This is a genomic window from Vibrio sp. 1557 (assembly GCF_033340175.1).
Lineage (GTDB): Bacteria > Pseudomonadota > Gammaproteobacteria > Enterobacterales > Vibrionaceae > Vibrio > Vibrio alginolyticus.
Genome location: NZ_JAWOVZ010000004.1, coordinates 186,128 through 202,052 on the forward strand (window position 1 = coordinate 186,128; position 15,925 = coordinate 202,052).

Here is a 15,925-nt window from a genome sequence, read left to right on the forward strand (position 1 = left end):
TCCCGACCTAACTCTCCTAACTAAAAAAGGTTGACGCTTTCGCGTCAACCTTTTAGGTATCTGGTCGTTACAGGAGGATTACAGCTTATCTGTCAGCTCGATTGCTTGACCGATATAGTTCGCTGGCGTCATCTCTTTCAGACGTGCTTTCTCGTGCTCAGGAAGCTCAAGACCGTCGATGAAGTTACGCATTGCTTCGCCGTCTACACGCTTACCACGAGTTAGCTCTTTCAGCTTCTCGTATGGCTTCTCGATGCCGTAACGACGCATAACTGTTTGTACTGGCTCTGCTAGTACTTCCCAGTTCTTGTCTAGTTCAGCAAGAAGCGCTTCACGGTTTACTTCTAGCTTGCTGATGCCTTTAAGCGTAGAAGTGTAAGCGATGATAGCGTAGCCAACACCAACACCAAGGTTACGTAGAACCGTTGAGTCAGTTAGGTCACGTTGCCAACGAGAGATAGGCAGTTTCTGTGCTAGGTGGCCGAATACAGCGTTCGCAAGACCTAGGTTACCTTCTGAGTTTTCAAAGTCGATTGGGTTAACTTTGTGAGGCATTGTTGAAGAACCGATCTCACCCGCAATAGTTTTTTGCTTGAAGTGGCCTAGTGCAATGTAACCCCAAACGTCACGGTCGAAGTCAATCAGGATAGTGTTGAAACGAGCGATAGCATCGAACAGCTCAGCGATGTAATCGTGCGGTTCGATTTGAGTTGTGTAAGGGTTCCAAGTTACGTCTAGAGACTCTGTGATGAACTCTTCAGAGAACTTGTGCCAATCTAGCTCTGGGTAAGCAGAAAGGTGTGCGTTGTAGTTACCTACTGCACCGTTGATTTTCGCTAGGATCTCAACGTTTTCGATTTGCTTGAATTGACGCTCCATACGGTACGCCACGTTAGCCATTTCTTTACCCATAGTAGATGGAGAAGCAGGCTGACCGTGTGTACGAGATAGAAGAGGAATGTCGCGGTATTCCACTGCTAGTGCTTTGATAGCGTCGATTAGGTTACGGATTTCTGGAAGAATCACGTTCTCACGCGCTTCTTTAAGCATTAGAGCGTGTGATGTGTTGTTGATGTCTTCAGAAGTACATGCGAAGTGGAAGAACTCGTTTACTGCGTGCAGTTCAGGAACGTCTGCTACTTTCTCTTTTAGGAAGTACTCAACCGCTTTTACGTCGTGGTTAGTTGTACGCTCGATCTCTTTGATACGGCGTGCATCTTCTTCAGAGAAGTTTGCAGCAAGGTCGTCTAGGAATTGGTTTGCTTCTGCGCTAAACGCTGGCACTTCTGCAATTTCAGCAGTAGCAGCAAGCTTTTGTAGCCAGCGGATTTCAACGATAGTACGGTACTTTAGTAGACCGTATTCACTGAAAATTTCGCGTAACGCAATTGTCTTGCTTCCGTAACGGCCGTCTACTGGTGAAACAGCAGTCAATGCTGACAGTTCCATGATGTTCTCCTGAATTGGGTTTCTAAATTTCGTGAGCTTTATACCAATAACTGTGGCAATTGTCACGAATATTGCGCAAACGTTTGCGCGAGATTTGTTTTAGTCGAAAAAAATGAGCTCGCGATAAACGCGAGCTGCTTATTTGATATTTTACTACAGACGAGCAAGAAGGATTTGTGCTTGCTCTACCATCTTCTTGCGCCCGAAGATTAGGTGGCGACGCTTACCACCAACTTGACGCCAAAGAACTGCACTACGAATGCCAGATAACAACAGCGCACGAACTTTGTGTTGGCTTGCCGTCTGCTGCAGTACAGATGGCGTGCCCGTTACTTGAATGCGTGGGCCAATAGGGCTAACGACATCCAGATAGATGCTCGCTAAATTGCTGATCATTTGATCGTCTAGTAGCTCAAAGTGCTCTGACTGACGCTTGGCCATTTGAATACGATCGCCAAGCTGAGACATAGCATCGTTACGAGAGCTTAACTTACGTTCTAACGCCATTAAACTAATAATGTAACGAGTAATTTCACTGCCTGATGGTGTGCTATCAATCCCTTTAACCAAGCATTCTAGGCCGAGCTTTAGATCGGCTTCGCGACCGAATACGCCAACTGTGTTAGCAGGGTTCGTGCTCAAAATAGCGTTGATTGATGTTTCAAAAGCATCTTGATCACAATGTCCGTTTCTCGCTACCTGTTGAACTAAAGCAACAGCTTGGCAAATCCCAGCGAAAGCGATAGTACGGTCATAAAGTGTATTCGCCACGTAACGACTCCTAAGCTTGAGAATATTTAATGCGTTGCTCGATGATGCCGCCACCTAGGCACACGTCACCTTTGTAGAACACTGCTGATTGACCTGGAGTTACAGCAATTTGTGGCTCGTCAAAGATAACTTTAATGTTTTCATCATCGATAGGGATGATTGTACAAGGAATATCTTCCTGACGGTAACGAGTTTTCACTGTGCACTTCATAACATCGCGAATTGGCTCACGATCTACCCAGTGAAGTTGTGATGCAAGTAGACCTTCTGATTTCAACATTGGATGGTCTTTACCTTGAACGGCAATCAAAACGTTACGTTCTAGATCTTTCTCACCAACGAACCATGGGTCCTCGTTACCACCGCCGCCTTTACGGCCACCGATGTGTAGACCTTTACGCTGACCAAGTGTGTGGTACATCAGGCCTTGGTGTTGACCAATCACTTCGCCTTCTGGAGTCTCGATATTACCAGGCTGAGCTGGAAGGTAGCGACCTAGGAATTCCGTAAACTTGCGTTCACCGATGAAACAAATACCAGTTGAATCTTTCTTCTTAGCAGTAATTAGGTCTTGTTCTTCCGCAATGCGGCGTACTTCTGGTTTCTCTAGGTCACCAACAGGGAATAGGCTACGCGCAATTTGCTCGTTGCTTAATGTGTACAGGAAGTAGCTTTGATCTTTGTTGCCATCTAGACCACGTAGCATCTGTGGTTTTTCACCGTTTTCTGGGAAAGAGCGACGCACATAGTGGCCCATTGCAATGTAATCAGCATCAAGTACTTCATCAGCGAATTCTAGGAATGCTTTGAACTTGATTTCTTTGTTACAAAGAATGTCAGGGTTCGGAGTACGGCCAGCTTTGTATTCAGCAAGGAAGTACTCAAATACGTTATCCCAGTATTCGGCAGCAAAGTTGATAGTGTGTAGGTGGATGCCTAGCTTGTCACATACTGCCTGAGCGTCAGCAAGATCTTCTGCCGCTGTACAATATTCTTCGTTGTCATCTTCTTCCCAGTTCTTCATGAAAAGGCCTTCTACTTGGTAGCCTTGCTGCTTTAGAAGATACGCGGAAACAGATGAATCAACGCCGCCGGACATACCGACGATGACTTTCTTTTGGCTGTTATCAGACATTACTAAACACCACTTAAATAAACGGGATGCAGATTCTATCAGAATCCACAGACCGGTGACAGATCCGAGATCGAAATCACAATTCGTTTCGCTGGATTTTTCTTCAACAAAGATTCGAACGAGTAATTTCGCAAGTATAGAAGAGGTATATATGGCATAGTTGGCCAAAATCCAAGAGGAAACACCAAATGACAGAAGAAAACCAATTTATGCAAGAAAGTGAGTTGATTGAAATTGTTGAAAATCAGCTCGAAGATGGCAACCCGCTTAAAGTAAAAGAAACCCTTATGCGTTTAATGATGACTGGCACACCACGTGAAGATGCGGTTGCGATGATGGCATGTGCGATGTCAATTGAGATTTTTGATGTGATGAAGAATGAAGGTGAGTTCAACCTAAAGCGTTATAGCGAGCACCTTGAGCAACTACCAGATCTCAGCTTTATGGAAGGTGAATAAGCCACCTAAAAGAAAAAAGTAGTCAGCAAACGTTTGCTATAATCGCTTTTATTGCTGCTTTATTATTAGCGGTATAGAATCCGCTCTCCTTTTCATCCCCTTACTCAGACTGACAATATGAAATTTCCTGGACAACGCAAATCGAAGCACTATTTTCCTGTTCATGCTCGTGACCCGCTGGTGAGCCAAGCACAAGAAAGCAAGAAGATGACGCGCACTCACATCATTGGTATTGACCAAACCTTGGTTGATATTGAAGCAAAAGTTACAACGGATGTGATTGAAAAGTACGGTCTGAGTAAAGGTCACTCTCTGGTTATCGATGACGAAAGAGCAGAAGAGTTATACCAGCAACTGAAAGAAGAGAACTTGATTACCAATGAGTATGCGGGCGGTACAATTGGTAACACGCTACATAACTACTCCGTGCTAGCGGATGATCGCTCCACACTACTTGGAGTGATGAGCCAGGATATTAAGATTGGCAGCTACGGTTACCGTTATCTTTGTAATACATCAAGCCGCATGGACTTGAACTACCTACAAGGTGTAGATGGTGCAATTGGCCGTTGTTTTGCTCTTATCACAGAAGACGGTGAACGTACTTTTGCTATCAGCGAAGGGCAAATGAACCAACTCCATCCTGATAGCATTCCAGAGAAAATCTTTAAAAATGCATCAGCACTTGTACTGACGTCATATCTAGTACGTTGCAAAGACGGCGACCCAATGCCGGAAGCAACAATGAAAGCGATTGAGTACGCGAAAAAGAATGATGTGCCTGTTGTTCTGACTTTAGGCACAAAGTTTGTTATTCAAGATGACCCTAAATATTGGCAAGAATTCATTAGAGATAACGTTTCAGTCGTTGCGATGAATGAAGATGAAGCAGAAGCACTGACGGGGGAATCTGATCCACTTGCTGCGTCTGATAAAACATTGGAGTGGGCTGATCTAGTATTGTGCACGGCGGGTCCTGTAGGTCTATTTATGGCTGGGTATACGGAAGATAGCGCGAAGCGCGAAACTTCTTTGCCATTACTTCCAGGGTCAATTGCTGAATTTAATCGTTATGAATTTAGTCGTCCGGCGAAAAAAGACTCATGCGAGACGCCAATAAAAGTGTACTCGCATATCTCGCCATATATGGGTGGTCCAGAAAAAATTAAGAATACAAATGGCGCAGGTGATGCCGCGTTATCTGCTGTTCTTCATGATATGGCAGCAAATAAATACCATAAAGAAAATGTGCCTAATTCAAGCAAGCACAGTAACGAGTATTTAACTTACTCTTCTTTTTCTCAAGTCTGCAAATACGCAAACCGTGCGAGCTACGAAGTTCTCGTGCAACATTCACCACGATTGTCGCGCGGACTTCCTGAGCGAGAAGATAGCCTAGAAGAAGCATACTGGGAACGTTAATACGAAGCGGTTTAATTAACTATTCTGTAACTAAAGTAAAAGGCGCATTAAGAAATGTGCCTTTTTTATTTGTAATGGTTTAAATAAAAAAGGCTCCCTATGGGAGCCTTTTAAAAATAGCACGGATCTAGATTAGGAACTCATCCAGAGATTTACCTGCATCAAGTTGCTCTTGAATCGCCGAAGGTGTACGACCTTGGCCAGTCCAAGTTTTCTCATTACCGTTTGAATCTGTGTATTTGTATTTAGCAGGGCGAGGTGCGCGCTTCGCTTTGCCTTTCGTCTTAGTTTCGCCAGATAGCGCAGTAATAAGTGCTTCTACATCAATACCGTCTTGAGCGATTTTCTCAGCAATCTCTGCAAGCTTAGCTTCTTGCTCTGCTTGTGCTGCGCGTTCTGCTTCTTCTGCTTCACGACGCTCATCTACGACAGTAGTGAGTTTATCTAGAGCTTCTTCCAATTGTTCTAGAGTCAGCTCACGAGAAAATGCACGAAGGCTACGGATATTTAGAAGGGTTTTAGTCAGCTCTGACATAACGATTCCTATTAAAAGGTTAATGTGTTGGGCACTTTTTATCGTTACGATTAAATAATGCCAATCTATAAATAAACAAAGAGTCCTTATATTTAACTTTATCTTTTCCTTATGTGCAAATGCTAAATCAAGATTTTGTTTAAATTTGACTATTTTTTAAAGCAATTAATATTATTACACTCGAAATAAATCACTATTAGATGAGAACTAAAATCAACAATCATTATTGTATAGAGAGAGTGACAGCTTGGTTTTTTATAAAAAAATTTGAGTTATTACTTAAAAATATGAAGCATCCATCTTTATTGGTGTGTCATATATCCTTAATTTATTGATATAAGATAAACCATGATATTTCTAAGGTAGTAATAATGTTTCATAAATAACATGATTGATGTGATTTCAGTTGCACAAAACTTATGGAATTAGGCAAGGTTTATAAATTATCTCAGCCATTATTTATTTGTTTAATTTAGTTTGATGTGTTGCATTGACTCTCATCATAAGTACAATGGCTGCCACCTGATGCAATATTGCAGACAATTTGTTGTTAATTTGTACAGTTAGTGGTTAATTGTTTGTTGTTGCCGTAGAGGCGCGGTCTCGAAGAGTAGCTATTATTGGGGTGATGCCAATGAATAATAGTGGAAGGCGAAGATTGCCGAAGTAAGTAACTCATCAAAGTTACTTGCTGGGGTTGTATCTGAAAGGAACAACACTGCCATAGTATATATTCACATTAAACTATGGAGCGCTACTGTAGGGTTGGGTGGAGTGTTCGCTTCCCTGTCGCTAAGTTCAACATGAGCACGTATCGTATGCTACGTGACTTGTCTGCAGTAGATCTCTAGCCAAACTTTGGTTTTTGAAGATCATGAATTTAATAGATTTTTCTAGTTCTCCTGTTTCATTATTGCCACCTATTGTCGCTTTGACTTTGGCGATTTTGACTCGACGTGTATTAGTTTCCTTGGGTGTAGGTATCGTGCTAGGTGCGGTGCTACTTAATAGCTGGTCTATCAGCGACACCGCAGGTTACGTCAGTTCTCAAGTTTCTTCTGTCTTTATTGAAGATGGCGGAATTAACACTTGGAACATGAGCATTGTTGGCTTCCTAATCTTATTAGGTATGACAACAGCTTTATTAACGCTATCTGGCGGTACTCGTGCTTTTGCTGAATGGGCACAATCTCGAGTGAAGAGTAAACGCGGCTCCAAACTTCTTGCCGCCTTTTTAGGCGTATTCATTTTTGTCGATGATTACTTTAATAGCCTTGCTGTTGGTGCGATCTCTCGCCCAGTAACCGATCGCTTTTATGTGTCTCGCGCTAAGCTTGCGTACATTCTAGACTCAACCGCTGCTCCAATGTGTGTAATTATGCCTGCTTCTAGCTGGGGTGCTTACATTATTACTATTATTGGCGGGATCTTAGTCTCACATGGGGTCACAGAGTATTCTGCTCTTGGCGCATATGTTCGTCTTATTCCAATGAACTTCTACGCCGTTTTTGCGCTGCTAATGGTGTTCGCTGTTGCGTGGTTTGGTCTTGATATTGGTAAAATGCGTGAGCATGAGATCTCTGCATCGCAAGGTCGTGGCTTTGATAAAGACAAAGAAAATGACTCGCAAGAAGCGCATGACCTAAACGAAGAGCTAGATATCCGTGAAAGTGAAAAGGGTAAAGTGTCAGATTTGATACTTCCTATCGTGACGCTGATTATCGCGACTATCGCTTCAATGCTTTACACGGGTGGCCAAGCATTGGCTGCTGATGGTAAGGAGTTTGCGCTTCTTGGTGCTTTTGAAAATACAGATGTAGGTACATCACTAATCTACGGTAGCTTGCTTGGCTTAGCAGTTGCACTGTTTACTGTTGTGAAGCAAGGTCTACCAATGGCTGAGATCGCACGTACACTTTGGATTGGTGCTAAGTCTATGTTTGGTGCGATTCTAATCTTAGTATTTGCCTGGACCATTGGTTCTGTTATCGGTGATATGAAGACTGGTACTTACCTTTCGACAATGGCGCAGGGCAATATCAACCCTCATTGGCTCCCAGTTATCCTATTCTTGTTGTCTGGCCTGATGGCGTTCTCAACAGGTACTTCATGGGGTACGTTCGGCATCATGCTTCCAATCGCTGGAGACATGGCTGGCGCAACAGACGTAGCGCTAATGCTACCGATGCTGAGTGCGGTTTTAGCTGGTGCGGTATTCGGTGACCATTGTTCACCAATCTCAGATACGACTATCTTGTCATCGACGGGTGCACGTTGTAACCACATTGATCACGTATCAACACAGCTACCTTATGCATTATCAGTCGCGCTTGTTTCATGCGTCGGCTTTATTGCCCTTGGTATGAGTGCTTCAATAGCGTTCTCGTTCATTGCAGCGTCGATAACATTCGTTATCGTTTGCGCTATTTTGTCATGGCTTTCAAAGTCTAAAATAGCGTCTTGCCAGAGTGCGTAATTCACTGATTTAAAAAGTAAATTTATAGGAGGCTTCGGCCTCCTTTTTTATTTGTATTATACAATTCGAATTTTTTTAAAATTAAGGGTTGAAAAAAGTAATCAGCTTGGTTAGTGTGGTTGGTAACAAAGCAAATGAGAAGAGCCTTGAAATAAGTATGCGTAATTTTGTAATGAACATTCATCACCATCATCACCCAATCTAGTCTTTCGGGCGATGTACGCATACCCGGGAGGCAGGAAACTCCCGGAGGTAAAATCAAAGTAAAAGCAGATTTTAAACCCTCGGGAGACTTCAATCTCCCGAGGGTTTTTTAGTTTTATTAGTTTGAAAAATACTTAGATATCAAAATCTTGCATAGGGACAAAGCAATGCAAACACAACGTTTAAGAATCGCAATTCAGAAAAAAGGTCGTCTTAGCAAAGAGAGTCAAGCTCTACTAAAACAGTGCGGCGTAAAGTTCAACGTAATGGGCGAGCGTTTAGTTGTCCATTCTGAAAATATGCCAATTGATTTACTCTTGGTTCGTGACGACGACATCCCAGGTTTAATTATGGATGGCGTGGTTGACCTTGGCTTTATTGGCGAAAATGAACTAGAAGAAGTTCGCCTTGACCGCAAAGCATTAGGTGAACCCTGCGAGTTTGTTCAGCTTCGTCGACTTGATTTTGGTGGCTGTCGTTTATCTATCGCAATCGACAAGGACGAAGAGTACAACGGTCCACAAGACTTAGCTGGCAAGCGTATTGCTACAACGTATCCTCAACTTCTAAAAGCGTACATGGATGAAGCCGGCGTTCCATTCTCTACATGTATGCTGACAGGCTCTGTAGAAGTTGCCCCTCGCGCGGGTCTCGCTGATGCTATCGCTGATTTGGTTTCTACAGGTGCAACACTGGAAGCGAACGGCCTTAAAGAAGCTGAAATTATCTTTAAATCAAAAGCGACATTGATTCAACGCACAGGTGAGTTCGACGCAGACAAAGTGGCGCTAATCGAAAAGCTGTTAACTCGCATGCAAGGCGTGCAGCAAGCGAAAGAATCTAAGTACATTATGCTTCACGCCCCAGCAGAGAAGTTAGATCAAATTAAAGCACTACTGCCAGGTGCTGAAGACCCAACTGTTCTTCCTCTTTCTGCAGATAAGCAGAAAATGGCTGTTCACTTAGTGAGTTCTGAAAACCTATTCTGGGAAACAATGGAACAGCTGAAAGAGTTGGGCGCAAGTTCAATTCTCGTTCTACCAATTGAAAAAATGATGGAGTAAGCATCATGAGAACAGTCGTTTGGCAATCATTAAGTGAGAATCAGCAAGACTATATTTTGGAGCGCCCTGCTATTGCAGAAGGTGCCAATATCACCACTGCTGTGGCCGAAGTTATTGCTAAAGTTCGAGAAGAAGGTGACTCTGCTCTTATTGAGCTGACAGAAAAGTTTGACCGTGTTAAGCCTGAATCCATTCGTGTTTCTTCTCAGGAAATTAAGGCAGCGTCAGAGCGTTTGTCAGAGTCAATGAAGAGCGCACTAGAGCAAGCTTACGCCAATATTTCTAAGTTCCACAAAGCGCAAAAGCCGCAACCGCTCAAGGTGGAAACGCAGCCAGGTGTTCTTTGTGAACAAGTAACACGTCCAATTCAAAAAGTGGGTTTGTACATTCCTGGTGGCAGTGCGCCTTTGCCATCGACTGTTTTGATGCTCGGCGTTCCTGCAAAAATTGCAGGTTGTCGTAAAGTCGTTCTTTGTTCTCCACCGCCAATCGCTGATGAGATCCTTTATGTCGCGAAGCTGTGTGGCATTGATGAAGTGTACAACGTCGGTGGTGGCCAAGCAGTTGCTGCAATGGCTTATGGCACCGAGACTGTATCGAAAGTAGATAAGATCTTTGGTCCGGGCAACGCTTACGTGACCGAAGCAAAACGACAGGTTAGCAATGATTTCCGCGGTGCTGCGATTGATATGCCTGCAGGGCCGTCTGAAGTGCTTGTGATTGCCGATGAAACCGCAGATGCAGACTTTATCGCTGCGGATCTTTTGAGCCAAGCAGAGCACGGTCCTGATTCTCAAGTGGTACTTGTGACTCCTTCTCCTGTTATTGCGGATCAAGTGACAGATGCGGTTCAACGTCAGCTTAAGGAGCTATCTCGTGCGGACATCGCCGAGCAAGCATTGGCTTCAAGCTTGATCATCATTGCCGAGTCTCTTACTCAATCGGTTTCCATTTCGAATTACTACGGTCCTGAGCACTTAATTGTTCAGACTAAGAACCCACGCGAGCTTCTACCTCTATTAGATAACGCAGGTTCTATCTTTCTTGGTGATTGGTCGCCTGAATCAGCAGGTGATTACGCATCGGGCACCAACCACGTTCTTCCTACTTACGGTTACACACGCACGTATTCAAGCTTAGGCTTAGCGGACTTTTCGAAACGTATGACGGTTCAAGAACTGTCTGCTGATGGTCTAAAGAACCTTGCACCAACGGTGGTAACCATGGCGGAAGCAGAAGGTCTGGATGCGCACAAACGTGCAGTGACCATTCGCGTAGAAAAACTGGCAGCTAAGTAAGAGGATATTGAGATGGAAAAGCTAGCGCGCAAACAAGTCCAACAACTTACCCCTTATATGTCGGCTCGTCGAATTGGTGGTACCGGTGACGTATGGCTAAACGCCAACGAATCGCCATTCAATAATGAATACAAAACAGACTTCGCTCGTCTTAATCGTTACAGCGAATGTCAGCCTAAAGAACTGATTTCTGCTTACGCAGCCTATGCGGGTGTGAAACCAGAGCAAACACTAACATCTCGCGGAGCGGATGAAGGTATTGAACTATTGATTCGTGCTTTCTGTGAGCCGGGTGAAGATGCGATTCTTTACTGCCCACCGACTTACGGTATGTACGCCATCAGTGCAGAAACCATCGGTGTAGAGCGCAAAACCGTGCCGCTAACGTCAGATTGGCAACTAGACCTTGCAGGCATCGAAGCCAATCTGGATAACGTGAAACTGGTTTTTGTATGTTCGCCAAACAACCCAACAGGTAACTTGGTTAAGCGTGAGGACATTGTGTCTCTACTTGAGATGACCAAAGACCGTGCAATCGTGGTGATGGATGAAGCGTACATCGATTTTTGTCCAGAAGCGTCAACGGTAGACCTACTGGCGCAATACCCGAACCTTGCGATTTTGCGTACTCTGTCGAAAGCTTTCGCACTTGCTGGTCTGCGTTGTGGATTTACGCTTGCGAACGAAGAGCTGATTAATGTACTTCTTAAAGTTATCGCACCTTACCCAGTCCCGGTTCCAGTGGCAGAAATTGCGACTCAGGCGCTTTCGGAAGCTGGTTTAGCGCGAGCGAAGTTCCAAGTTCTTGATCTGAATGCAAACCGTGCTTACTTGCAAGTTGGCCTTTCAATGATTCCTGGTTTAGAAGTGTTTGAAGGGTGGGGGAACTACCTATTGGTGAAATTCCCAGATGGCGATGACCTTTTCAAAGCGGCTTGGGATACGGGCATTATTTTGCGTAACTCGCCAATTGAAAACTGTGTGCGTATCAGTGTGGGTAACCGTGACGAGTGCGAAAAAACGCTTGGATTTATCAGAAACTACTACGCATAAATAGAGACAGAATTTATCGCTCTCGCTCAATAGCGGGAGCGCCAAAAGAATAGCAATAAGGAAGTTCGAGTGAGCAAACAAAAAAAAATCCTCTTTATCGACCGTGATGGCACCTTAATTGTTGAGCCGCCGATTAATTTTCAAGTAGACCGTTTAGATAAACTAAAACTGGAGCCATTTGTTATCCCAAGCCTGTTGTCGTTGCAGGATGCAGGATACCGTCTAGTGATGGTCACGAACCAAGATGGTTTGGGTACCGACAGTTACCCACAAGAAGATTTTGATGCACCACACAACATGATGATGGAGATCTTTGAATCTCAAGGTGTGAAATTTGATGACGTGCTGATTTGTCCTCACTTTGATGAAGATAACTGTTCATGCCGTAAGCCTAAATTAGGCTTGGTAAAAGAGTATCTTCAAGGTGGCAAAGTAGATTTCCAAAACTCTGTTGTGATTGGCGATCGTCAAACCGATCTTCAACTTGCAGAAAACATGGCAATTCGTGGCATTCAATACAACCCAGAAACCATGGGTTGGAAACAGATCCTAAAAGATCTGACGGTGAAGGCGCGCGTAGCTGAAGTGGTTCGCACCACAAAAGAAACGGACATCAAAGTATTCGTTAATCTTGACGAGCAAGGCGGTAACGATATTTCCACAGGTCTTGGCTTTTTTGACCACATGCTGGATCAAATCGCGACGCACGGCGGGTTCCAGATGGTGTGCAAAGTGGAAGGTGACCTGCACATTGATGATCACCACACGGTAGAAGATACCGCTCTTGCGTTGGGTCAAGCGTTGAAAGAAGCACTGGGTGACAAGCGTGGTATTGGTCGCTTTGGCTTTAGCCTGCCAATGGATGAGTGTTTGGCACAATGCGCACTAGACCTATCAGGTCGTCCTTACCTTAAGTTCGACGCGCAATTCAGTCGTGAGCAAGTGGGTGATCTTTCAACAGAGATGGTGGTTCACTTCTTCCGTTCTCTGACTGACACCCTAGCGTGTACGCTGCACCTGTCTTCAGCGGGCAACAATGATCACCACATCATTGAAAGCTTGTTTAAAGCGTTTGGTCGTACTTTACGTCAAGCAATCAAAGTAGAAGGCACTGAGCTACCAAGTAGTAAAGGCGTGCTTTAAGGCGAATCTTAGCAAGGAGAAAAACAGTGACAGAACAGAAAGTTGTCATTATCGATACTGGCTGTGCCAACGTTTCTTCGGTGAAGTTTGCCATCGAACGCCTAGGTTATGACGTAACTATTTCAAAAGATCCACAAGTTGTATTGGCAGCTGACAAGCTATTTCTACCGGGAGTGGGGACTGCCAGTGAAGCGATGAAGAACCTAGAAGAGCGCGATCTTATCAGCTTGGTAAAACAGGTAGAAAAGCCTTTGCTAGGTATCTGTTTAGGCATGCAACTATTGGGCAAAGTGTCTCAAGAGAAAGGGCAGAAAGCCGACGAGTTGGTTGAGTGTCTTGGACTTTGTGATGGCGAAGTGAAGTTGCTACAAATCGGCGATTTACCGCTGCCGCATATGGGGTGGAACACAGTGTCTGCAAAAGCAGGTAACCCATTGTTCAAAGGCATTGAAGAAGGTGAGTACTTCTACTTTGTACACAGCTTTGCAATGCCAGTTGGGGATTACACGATTGCGGAATGTGAATACGGCAACCCGTTCACAGCAGCAGTACAAAGCGGTAACTATTACGGCGTGCAATTCCACCCTGAGCGTTCTTCAAAAGCGGGCGCGAAGCTTATTCAAAACTTCTTAGAATTATAAAAGGGATTTAGTGTGATTATTCCAGCTCTTGATTTAATTGAAGGACAGGTGGTTCGCCTTTATCAAGGTGATTACGGCCAAGTAACTGAGTATAAAGTCGATCCAGCAGAGCAGTTCAACTTGTACCACCAAGCGGGTGCTAGCTGGCTGCACTTAGTGGATTTAACTGGCGCGAAAGACACGACAGCACGCCAACTTGATTTAATTGCAAAGCTACTAGCAAGCACGCCAGCGAGCATCCAAATCGGTGGCGGAGTGCGCACAGAGCAAGACTTGATTGATCTGTTAGAAGCCGGGGCACAGCGTGTAGTAGTCGGTTCTACAGCAGTAAAACAGCCAGAGCTTGTGAAAGGTTGGATGGAAAAATACGGTGCAGAGAAAATCGTTCTCGCGCTAGACATCAACATCGATCAAGACGGCACACGTAAAGTAGCGATTTCTGGTTGGCAAGAAGACTCAGGCGTGACTATCGAAGCTCTGATCAACGATTACCTAACGGTAGGTCTACAACACGTGCTTTGTACCGACATTTCTCGTGACGGTACGCTAGAAGGCTCAAACGTTGAGCTTTACGTCGACCTATGCAAACAGTACCCACAAGTGCAGTTTCAATCTTCAGGTGGCATTGGCTCACTAGCAGATATCGAAGCGCTAAAAGGCAGCGGTGTGGCTGGTGTGATTGTTGGTCGTGCATTGTTAGATGGTAAGTTCACAGCAGAGGAGGCGTTTGCATGTTGGCAAAGCGAATAATTCCATGTCTTGATGTTCGTGATGGACAAGTGGTAAAGGGCGTTCAGTTCCGTAATCACGAGATCATTGGCGACATCGTTCCTCTGGCACAGCGTTATGCGGAAGAGGGCGCAGACGAGCTTGTGTTCTACGACATTACTGCTTCAAGTGATGGGCGTGTCGTTGACAAAAGTTGGGTCGCTCGCGTTGCTGAAGTGATTGATATTCCCTTCTGTGTCGCTGGTGGTATTAAATCAGCGGAAGATGCAGCGCGCATTCTTGAGTTTGGTGCAGACAAAGTGTCTATTAACTCACCTGCATTGGCTAACCCGCAACTGATTACTGACCTTGCTGATAAGTTTGGTGTGCAATGTATCGTCGTTGGTATCGATTCATACTACGACAAAGAGACCGGCAAGTATCAGGTTTACCAGTTTACTGGCGATGAAGAACGCACCAAAGCGACCCAATGGGAAACGCGTGATTGGGTGCAAGAAGTACAAAAACGCGGCGCTGGTGAAATCGTACTGAACATGATGAACCAAGACGGCGTACGTAACGGCTACGACATCGAACAACTGAATATGGTGCGCGAAGTATGTAATGTACCGCTGATTGCATCGGGTGGCGCGGGTGCTATGGAGCACTTTGCGGAAGCATACCAAAAAGCAAATGTGGATGGCGCGCTTGCCGCATCGGTATTCCACAAACAAGTCATCAATATTGGTGAACTAAAGCAGTATTTGAAACAACAAGGCATTGAGGTACGACTATGAGTGTGAAAGCCGCCGAAGTAAGTTCGCTAGTTGAGCGAATCAACTGGGAAAAGGTGGATGGTCTGATACCTGCCATCGTACAAGATTTCCAATCAAGCCAAGTGCTGATGATGGGTTACATGAACCAAGATGCGTTGGCAAAAACGGGCGAAACGGGTCAAGTGACGTTTTTCTCTCGTACCAAGCAACGTCTTTGGACGAAAGGTGAGACTTCTGGCAACGTATTGCAACTAGTGAACATGCAGCTCGATTGCGACAACGATACGCTACTGGTGAAAGTGAATCCCATTGGTCCTACGTGTCACTTGGGTAACACAACTTGCTGGGATGTGGACCCTCAAGAGGAGTCACAAATGGTGTGGCTTCATCAACTTGAGCAGCTATTGGCTGCCCGCAAGAGTGCCGACCCAGATTCCTCTTATACTGCCAGTCTTTATGCCCGTGGCACCAAGCGTATTTCGCAAAAAGTGGGCGAAGAAGGCGTTGAAGTCGCGCTTGCGGCGACGTCGGGCGATAAGGCGGAGTTAGTGTGTGAATCTGCAGATTTGATTTATCACTTAATGGTATTGCTTCAAGACCAAGGCTTATCGATGAATGACGTAGTGAATAAACTGAAAGAGCGTCATAAGTAAGCTTGCGATAAGTGAAAGCCCCTATGCTCTCGAGCCTAGGGGCTTTTTACTTTAGTGTTCTTGATTCGGGGCAAAAACCAGCAACAGTGCTGGTGGCGATTAGATTCTGAATCACGCTCGTCCCTCGCTGTTCAGAATG

General features: G+C 44.8%; 15 protein-coding genes, 1 riboswitch and 1 other annotated feature. Of the genes, 11 read left to right on the forward strand and 4 right to left on the reverse strand.

Annotated elements, in window-relative coordinates; genetic code table 11:
* Positions 1–78: 78 nt before the first annotated feature.
* From purB to mnmA, 3 genes are all read right to left on the reverse strand, one after another.
* Entirely contained in the window at positions 79–1,449 is a 1,371-nt protein-coding gene (gene purB, locus R7070_RS08020; protein ID WP_186584338.1) for an adenylosuccinate lyase, read from the reverse strand.
* Between the two features lie 153 nt (positions 1,450–1,602).
* The gene (hflD, locus tag R7070_RS08025; RefSeq protein ID WP_005378194.1) at positions 1,603–2,220 is read right to left on the reverse strand and encodes a high frequency lysogenization protein HflD; all 618 of its coding nucleotides are present in this window, start codon (positions 2,218–2,220) and stop codon (positions 1,603–1,605) included.
* Between the two features lie 10 nt (positions 2,221–2,230).
* Positions 2,231–3,355 (reverse strand): tRNA 2-thiouridine(34) synthase MnmA, encoded by a 1,125-nt coding sequence (mnmA, locus tag R7070_RS08030; RefSeq protein WP_005378192.1) that lies wholly within the window; start codon positions 3,353–3,355, stop codon positions 2,231–2,233.
* A 188-nt stretch (positions 3,356–3,543) separates the two neighbouring features.
* On the opposite strand from mnmA, the gene R7070_RS08035 reads away from it, so the two are divergent.
* Positions 3,544–3,813: a hypothetical protein gene (locus R7070_RS08035; protein WP_005378190.1), complete on the forward strand. Its 270-nt coding sequence runs from the start codon at positions 3,544–3,546 to the stop codon at positions 3,811–3,813.
* 117 nt (positions 3,814–3,930) lie between these two features.
* Entirely contained in the window at positions 3,931–5,235 is a 1,305-nt protein-coding gene (locus R7070_RS08040) for an inosine/guanosine kinase (protein ID WP_005378187.1), read from the forward strand.
* Positions 5,236–5,362: 127 nt separating this feature from the next.
* On the opposite strand, the gene R7070_RS08045 is transcribed toward R7070_RS08040, so the two are convergent.
* Positions 5,363–5,770, reverse strand: coding sequence for an H-NS family nucleoid-associated regulatory protein (locus tag R7070_RS08045; protein ID WP_005378185.1), 408 nt, complete (start codon positions 5,768–5,770; stop codon positions 5,363–5,365).
* A 582-nt stretch (positions 5,771–6,352) separates the two neighbouring features.
* Positions 6,353–6,535: riboswitch (Lysine riboswitch) on the forward strand.
* Positions 6,536–6,644: 109 nt separating this feature from the next.
* Here R7070_RS08045 and tet(35) point away from each other — a divergent pair.
* The 9 genes from tet(35) to hisIE all read left to right on the forward strand — a co-directional run bounded on the left by tet(35) (position 6,645) and on the right by hisIE (position 15,786).
* Positions 6,645–8,246 carry a tetracycline efflux Na+/H+ antiporter family transporter Tet(35) gene (gene tet(35) / locus R7070_RS08050; RefSeq protein ID WP_205460892.1) on the forward strand — a complete coding sequence of 534 codons (1,602 nt, stop codon included), beginning with the start codon at positions 6,645–6,647 and terminating at the stop codon, positions 8,244–8,246.
* 180 nt (positions 8,247–8,426) lie between these two features.
* Positions 8,427–8,564: a sequence feature (His leader region), on the forward strand.
* Between the two features lie 53 nt (positions 8,565–8,617).
* Entirely contained in the window at positions 8,618–9,514 is an 897-nt protein-coding gene (gene hisG, locus R7070_RS08055; protein WP_005378180.1) for an ATP phosphoribosyltransferase, read from the forward strand.
* 5 nt (positions 9,515–9,519) lie between these two features.
* Positions 9,520–10,812, forward strand: coding sequence for a histidinol dehydrogenase (gene hisD, locus R7070_RS08060; protein ID WP_256900322.1), 1,293 nt, complete (start codon positions 9,520–9,522; stop codon positions 10,810–10,812).
* Positions 10,813–10,824: 12 nt separating this feature from the next.
* Positions 10,825–11,865 carry a histidinol-phosphate transaminase gene (hisC, locus tag R7070_RS08065; RefSeq protein WP_017634689.1) on the forward strand — a complete coding sequence of 347 codons (1,041 nt, stop codon included), beginning with the start codon at positions 10,825–10,827 and terminating at the stop codon, positions 11,863–11,865.
* A 69-nt stretch (positions 11,866–11,934) separates the two neighbouring features.
* On the forward strand, positions 11,935–13,008 hold the full coding sequence (gene hisB / locus R7070_RS08070) for a bifunctional histidinol-phosphatase/imidazoleglycerol-phosphate dehydratase HisB (protein WP_256900323.1): 1,074 nt from the start codon (positions 11,935–11,937) through the stop codon (positions 13,006–13,008).
* A gap of 26 nt (positions 13,009–13,034) precedes the next feature.
* Entirely contained in the window at positions 13,035–13,649 is a 615-nt protein-coding gene (hisH, locus tag R7070_RS08075) for an imidazole glycerol phosphate synthase subunit HisH (RefSeq protein WP_054866519.1), read from the forward strand.
* A 12-nt stretch (positions 13,650–13,661) separates the two neighbouring features.
* A complete protein-coding gene (hisA, locus tag R7070_RS08080; protein WP_054866520.1) occupies positions 13,662–14,399 on the forward strand; it encodes a 1-(5-phosphoribosyl)-5-[(5-phosphoribosylamino)methylideneamino]imidazole-4-carboxamide isomerase in 738 nt (245 codons plus the stop codon).
* Entirely contained in the window at positions 14,381–15,154 is a 774-nt protein-coding gene (gene hisF, locus R7070_RS08085) for an imidazole glycerol phosphate synthase subunit HisF (RefSeq protein WP_004749837.1), read from the forward strand. The genes hisA and hisF overlap by 19 nt, the downstream gene beginning before the upstream one ends.
* Positions 15,151–15,786 (forward strand): bifunctional phosphoribosyl-AMP cyclohydrolase/phosphoribosyl-ATP diphosphatase HisIE, encoded by a 636-nt coding sequence (gene hisIE, locus R7070_RS08090; RefSeq protein WP_256900324.1) that lies wholly within the window; start codon positions 15,151–15,153, stop codon positions 15,784–15,786. Before hisF ends, hisIE begins: the two co-directional genes overlap by 4 nt.
* Positions 15,787–15,925 lie beyond the last annotated feature (139 nt).

Excerpts from the sequence above, each read along its gene's own strand:
- purB (WP_186584338.1), bottom strand. The coding sequence starts at position 1,449 with ATGGAACTGTCAGCATTGACTGCTGTTTCACCAGTAGACGGCCGTTAC.
- mnmA (WP_005378192.1), bottom strand. The coding sequence starts at position 3,355 with ATGTCTGATAACAGCCAAAAGAAAGTCATCGTCGGTATGTCCGGCGGC.
- R7070_RS08035 (WP_005378190.1), top strand. The coding sequence starts at position 3,544 with ATGACAGAAGAAAACCAATTTATGCAAGAAAGTGAGTTGATTGAAATT.
- R7070_RS08040 (WP_005378187.1), top strand. The coding sequence starts at position 3,931 with ATGAAATTTCCTGGACAACGCAAATCGAAGCACTATTTTCCTGTTCAT.
- R7070_RS08045 (WP_005378185.1), bottom strand. The coding sequence starts at position 5,770 with ATGTCAGAGCTGACTAAAACCCTTCTAAATATCCGTAGCCTTCGTGCA.
- hisG (WP_005378180.1), top strand. The coding sequence starts at position 8,618 with ATGCAAACACAACGTTTAAGAATCGCAATTCAGAAAAAAGGTCGTCTT.
- hisD (WP_256900322.1), top strand. The coding sequence starts at position 9,520 with ATGAGAACAGTCGTTTGGCAATCATTAAGTGAGAATCAGCAAGACTAT.
- hisC (WP_017634689.1), top strand. The coding sequence starts at position 10,825 with ATGGAAAAGCTAGCGCGCAAACAAGTCCAACAACTTACCCCTTATATG.
- hisF (WP_004749837.1), top strand. The coding sequence starts at position 14,381 with ATGTTGGCAAAGCGAATAATTCCATGTCTTGATGTTCGTGATGGACAA.
- hisIE (WP_256900324.1), top strand. The coding sequence starts at position 15,151 with ATGAGTGTGAAAGCCGCCGAAGTAAGTTCGCTAGTTGAGCGAATCAAC.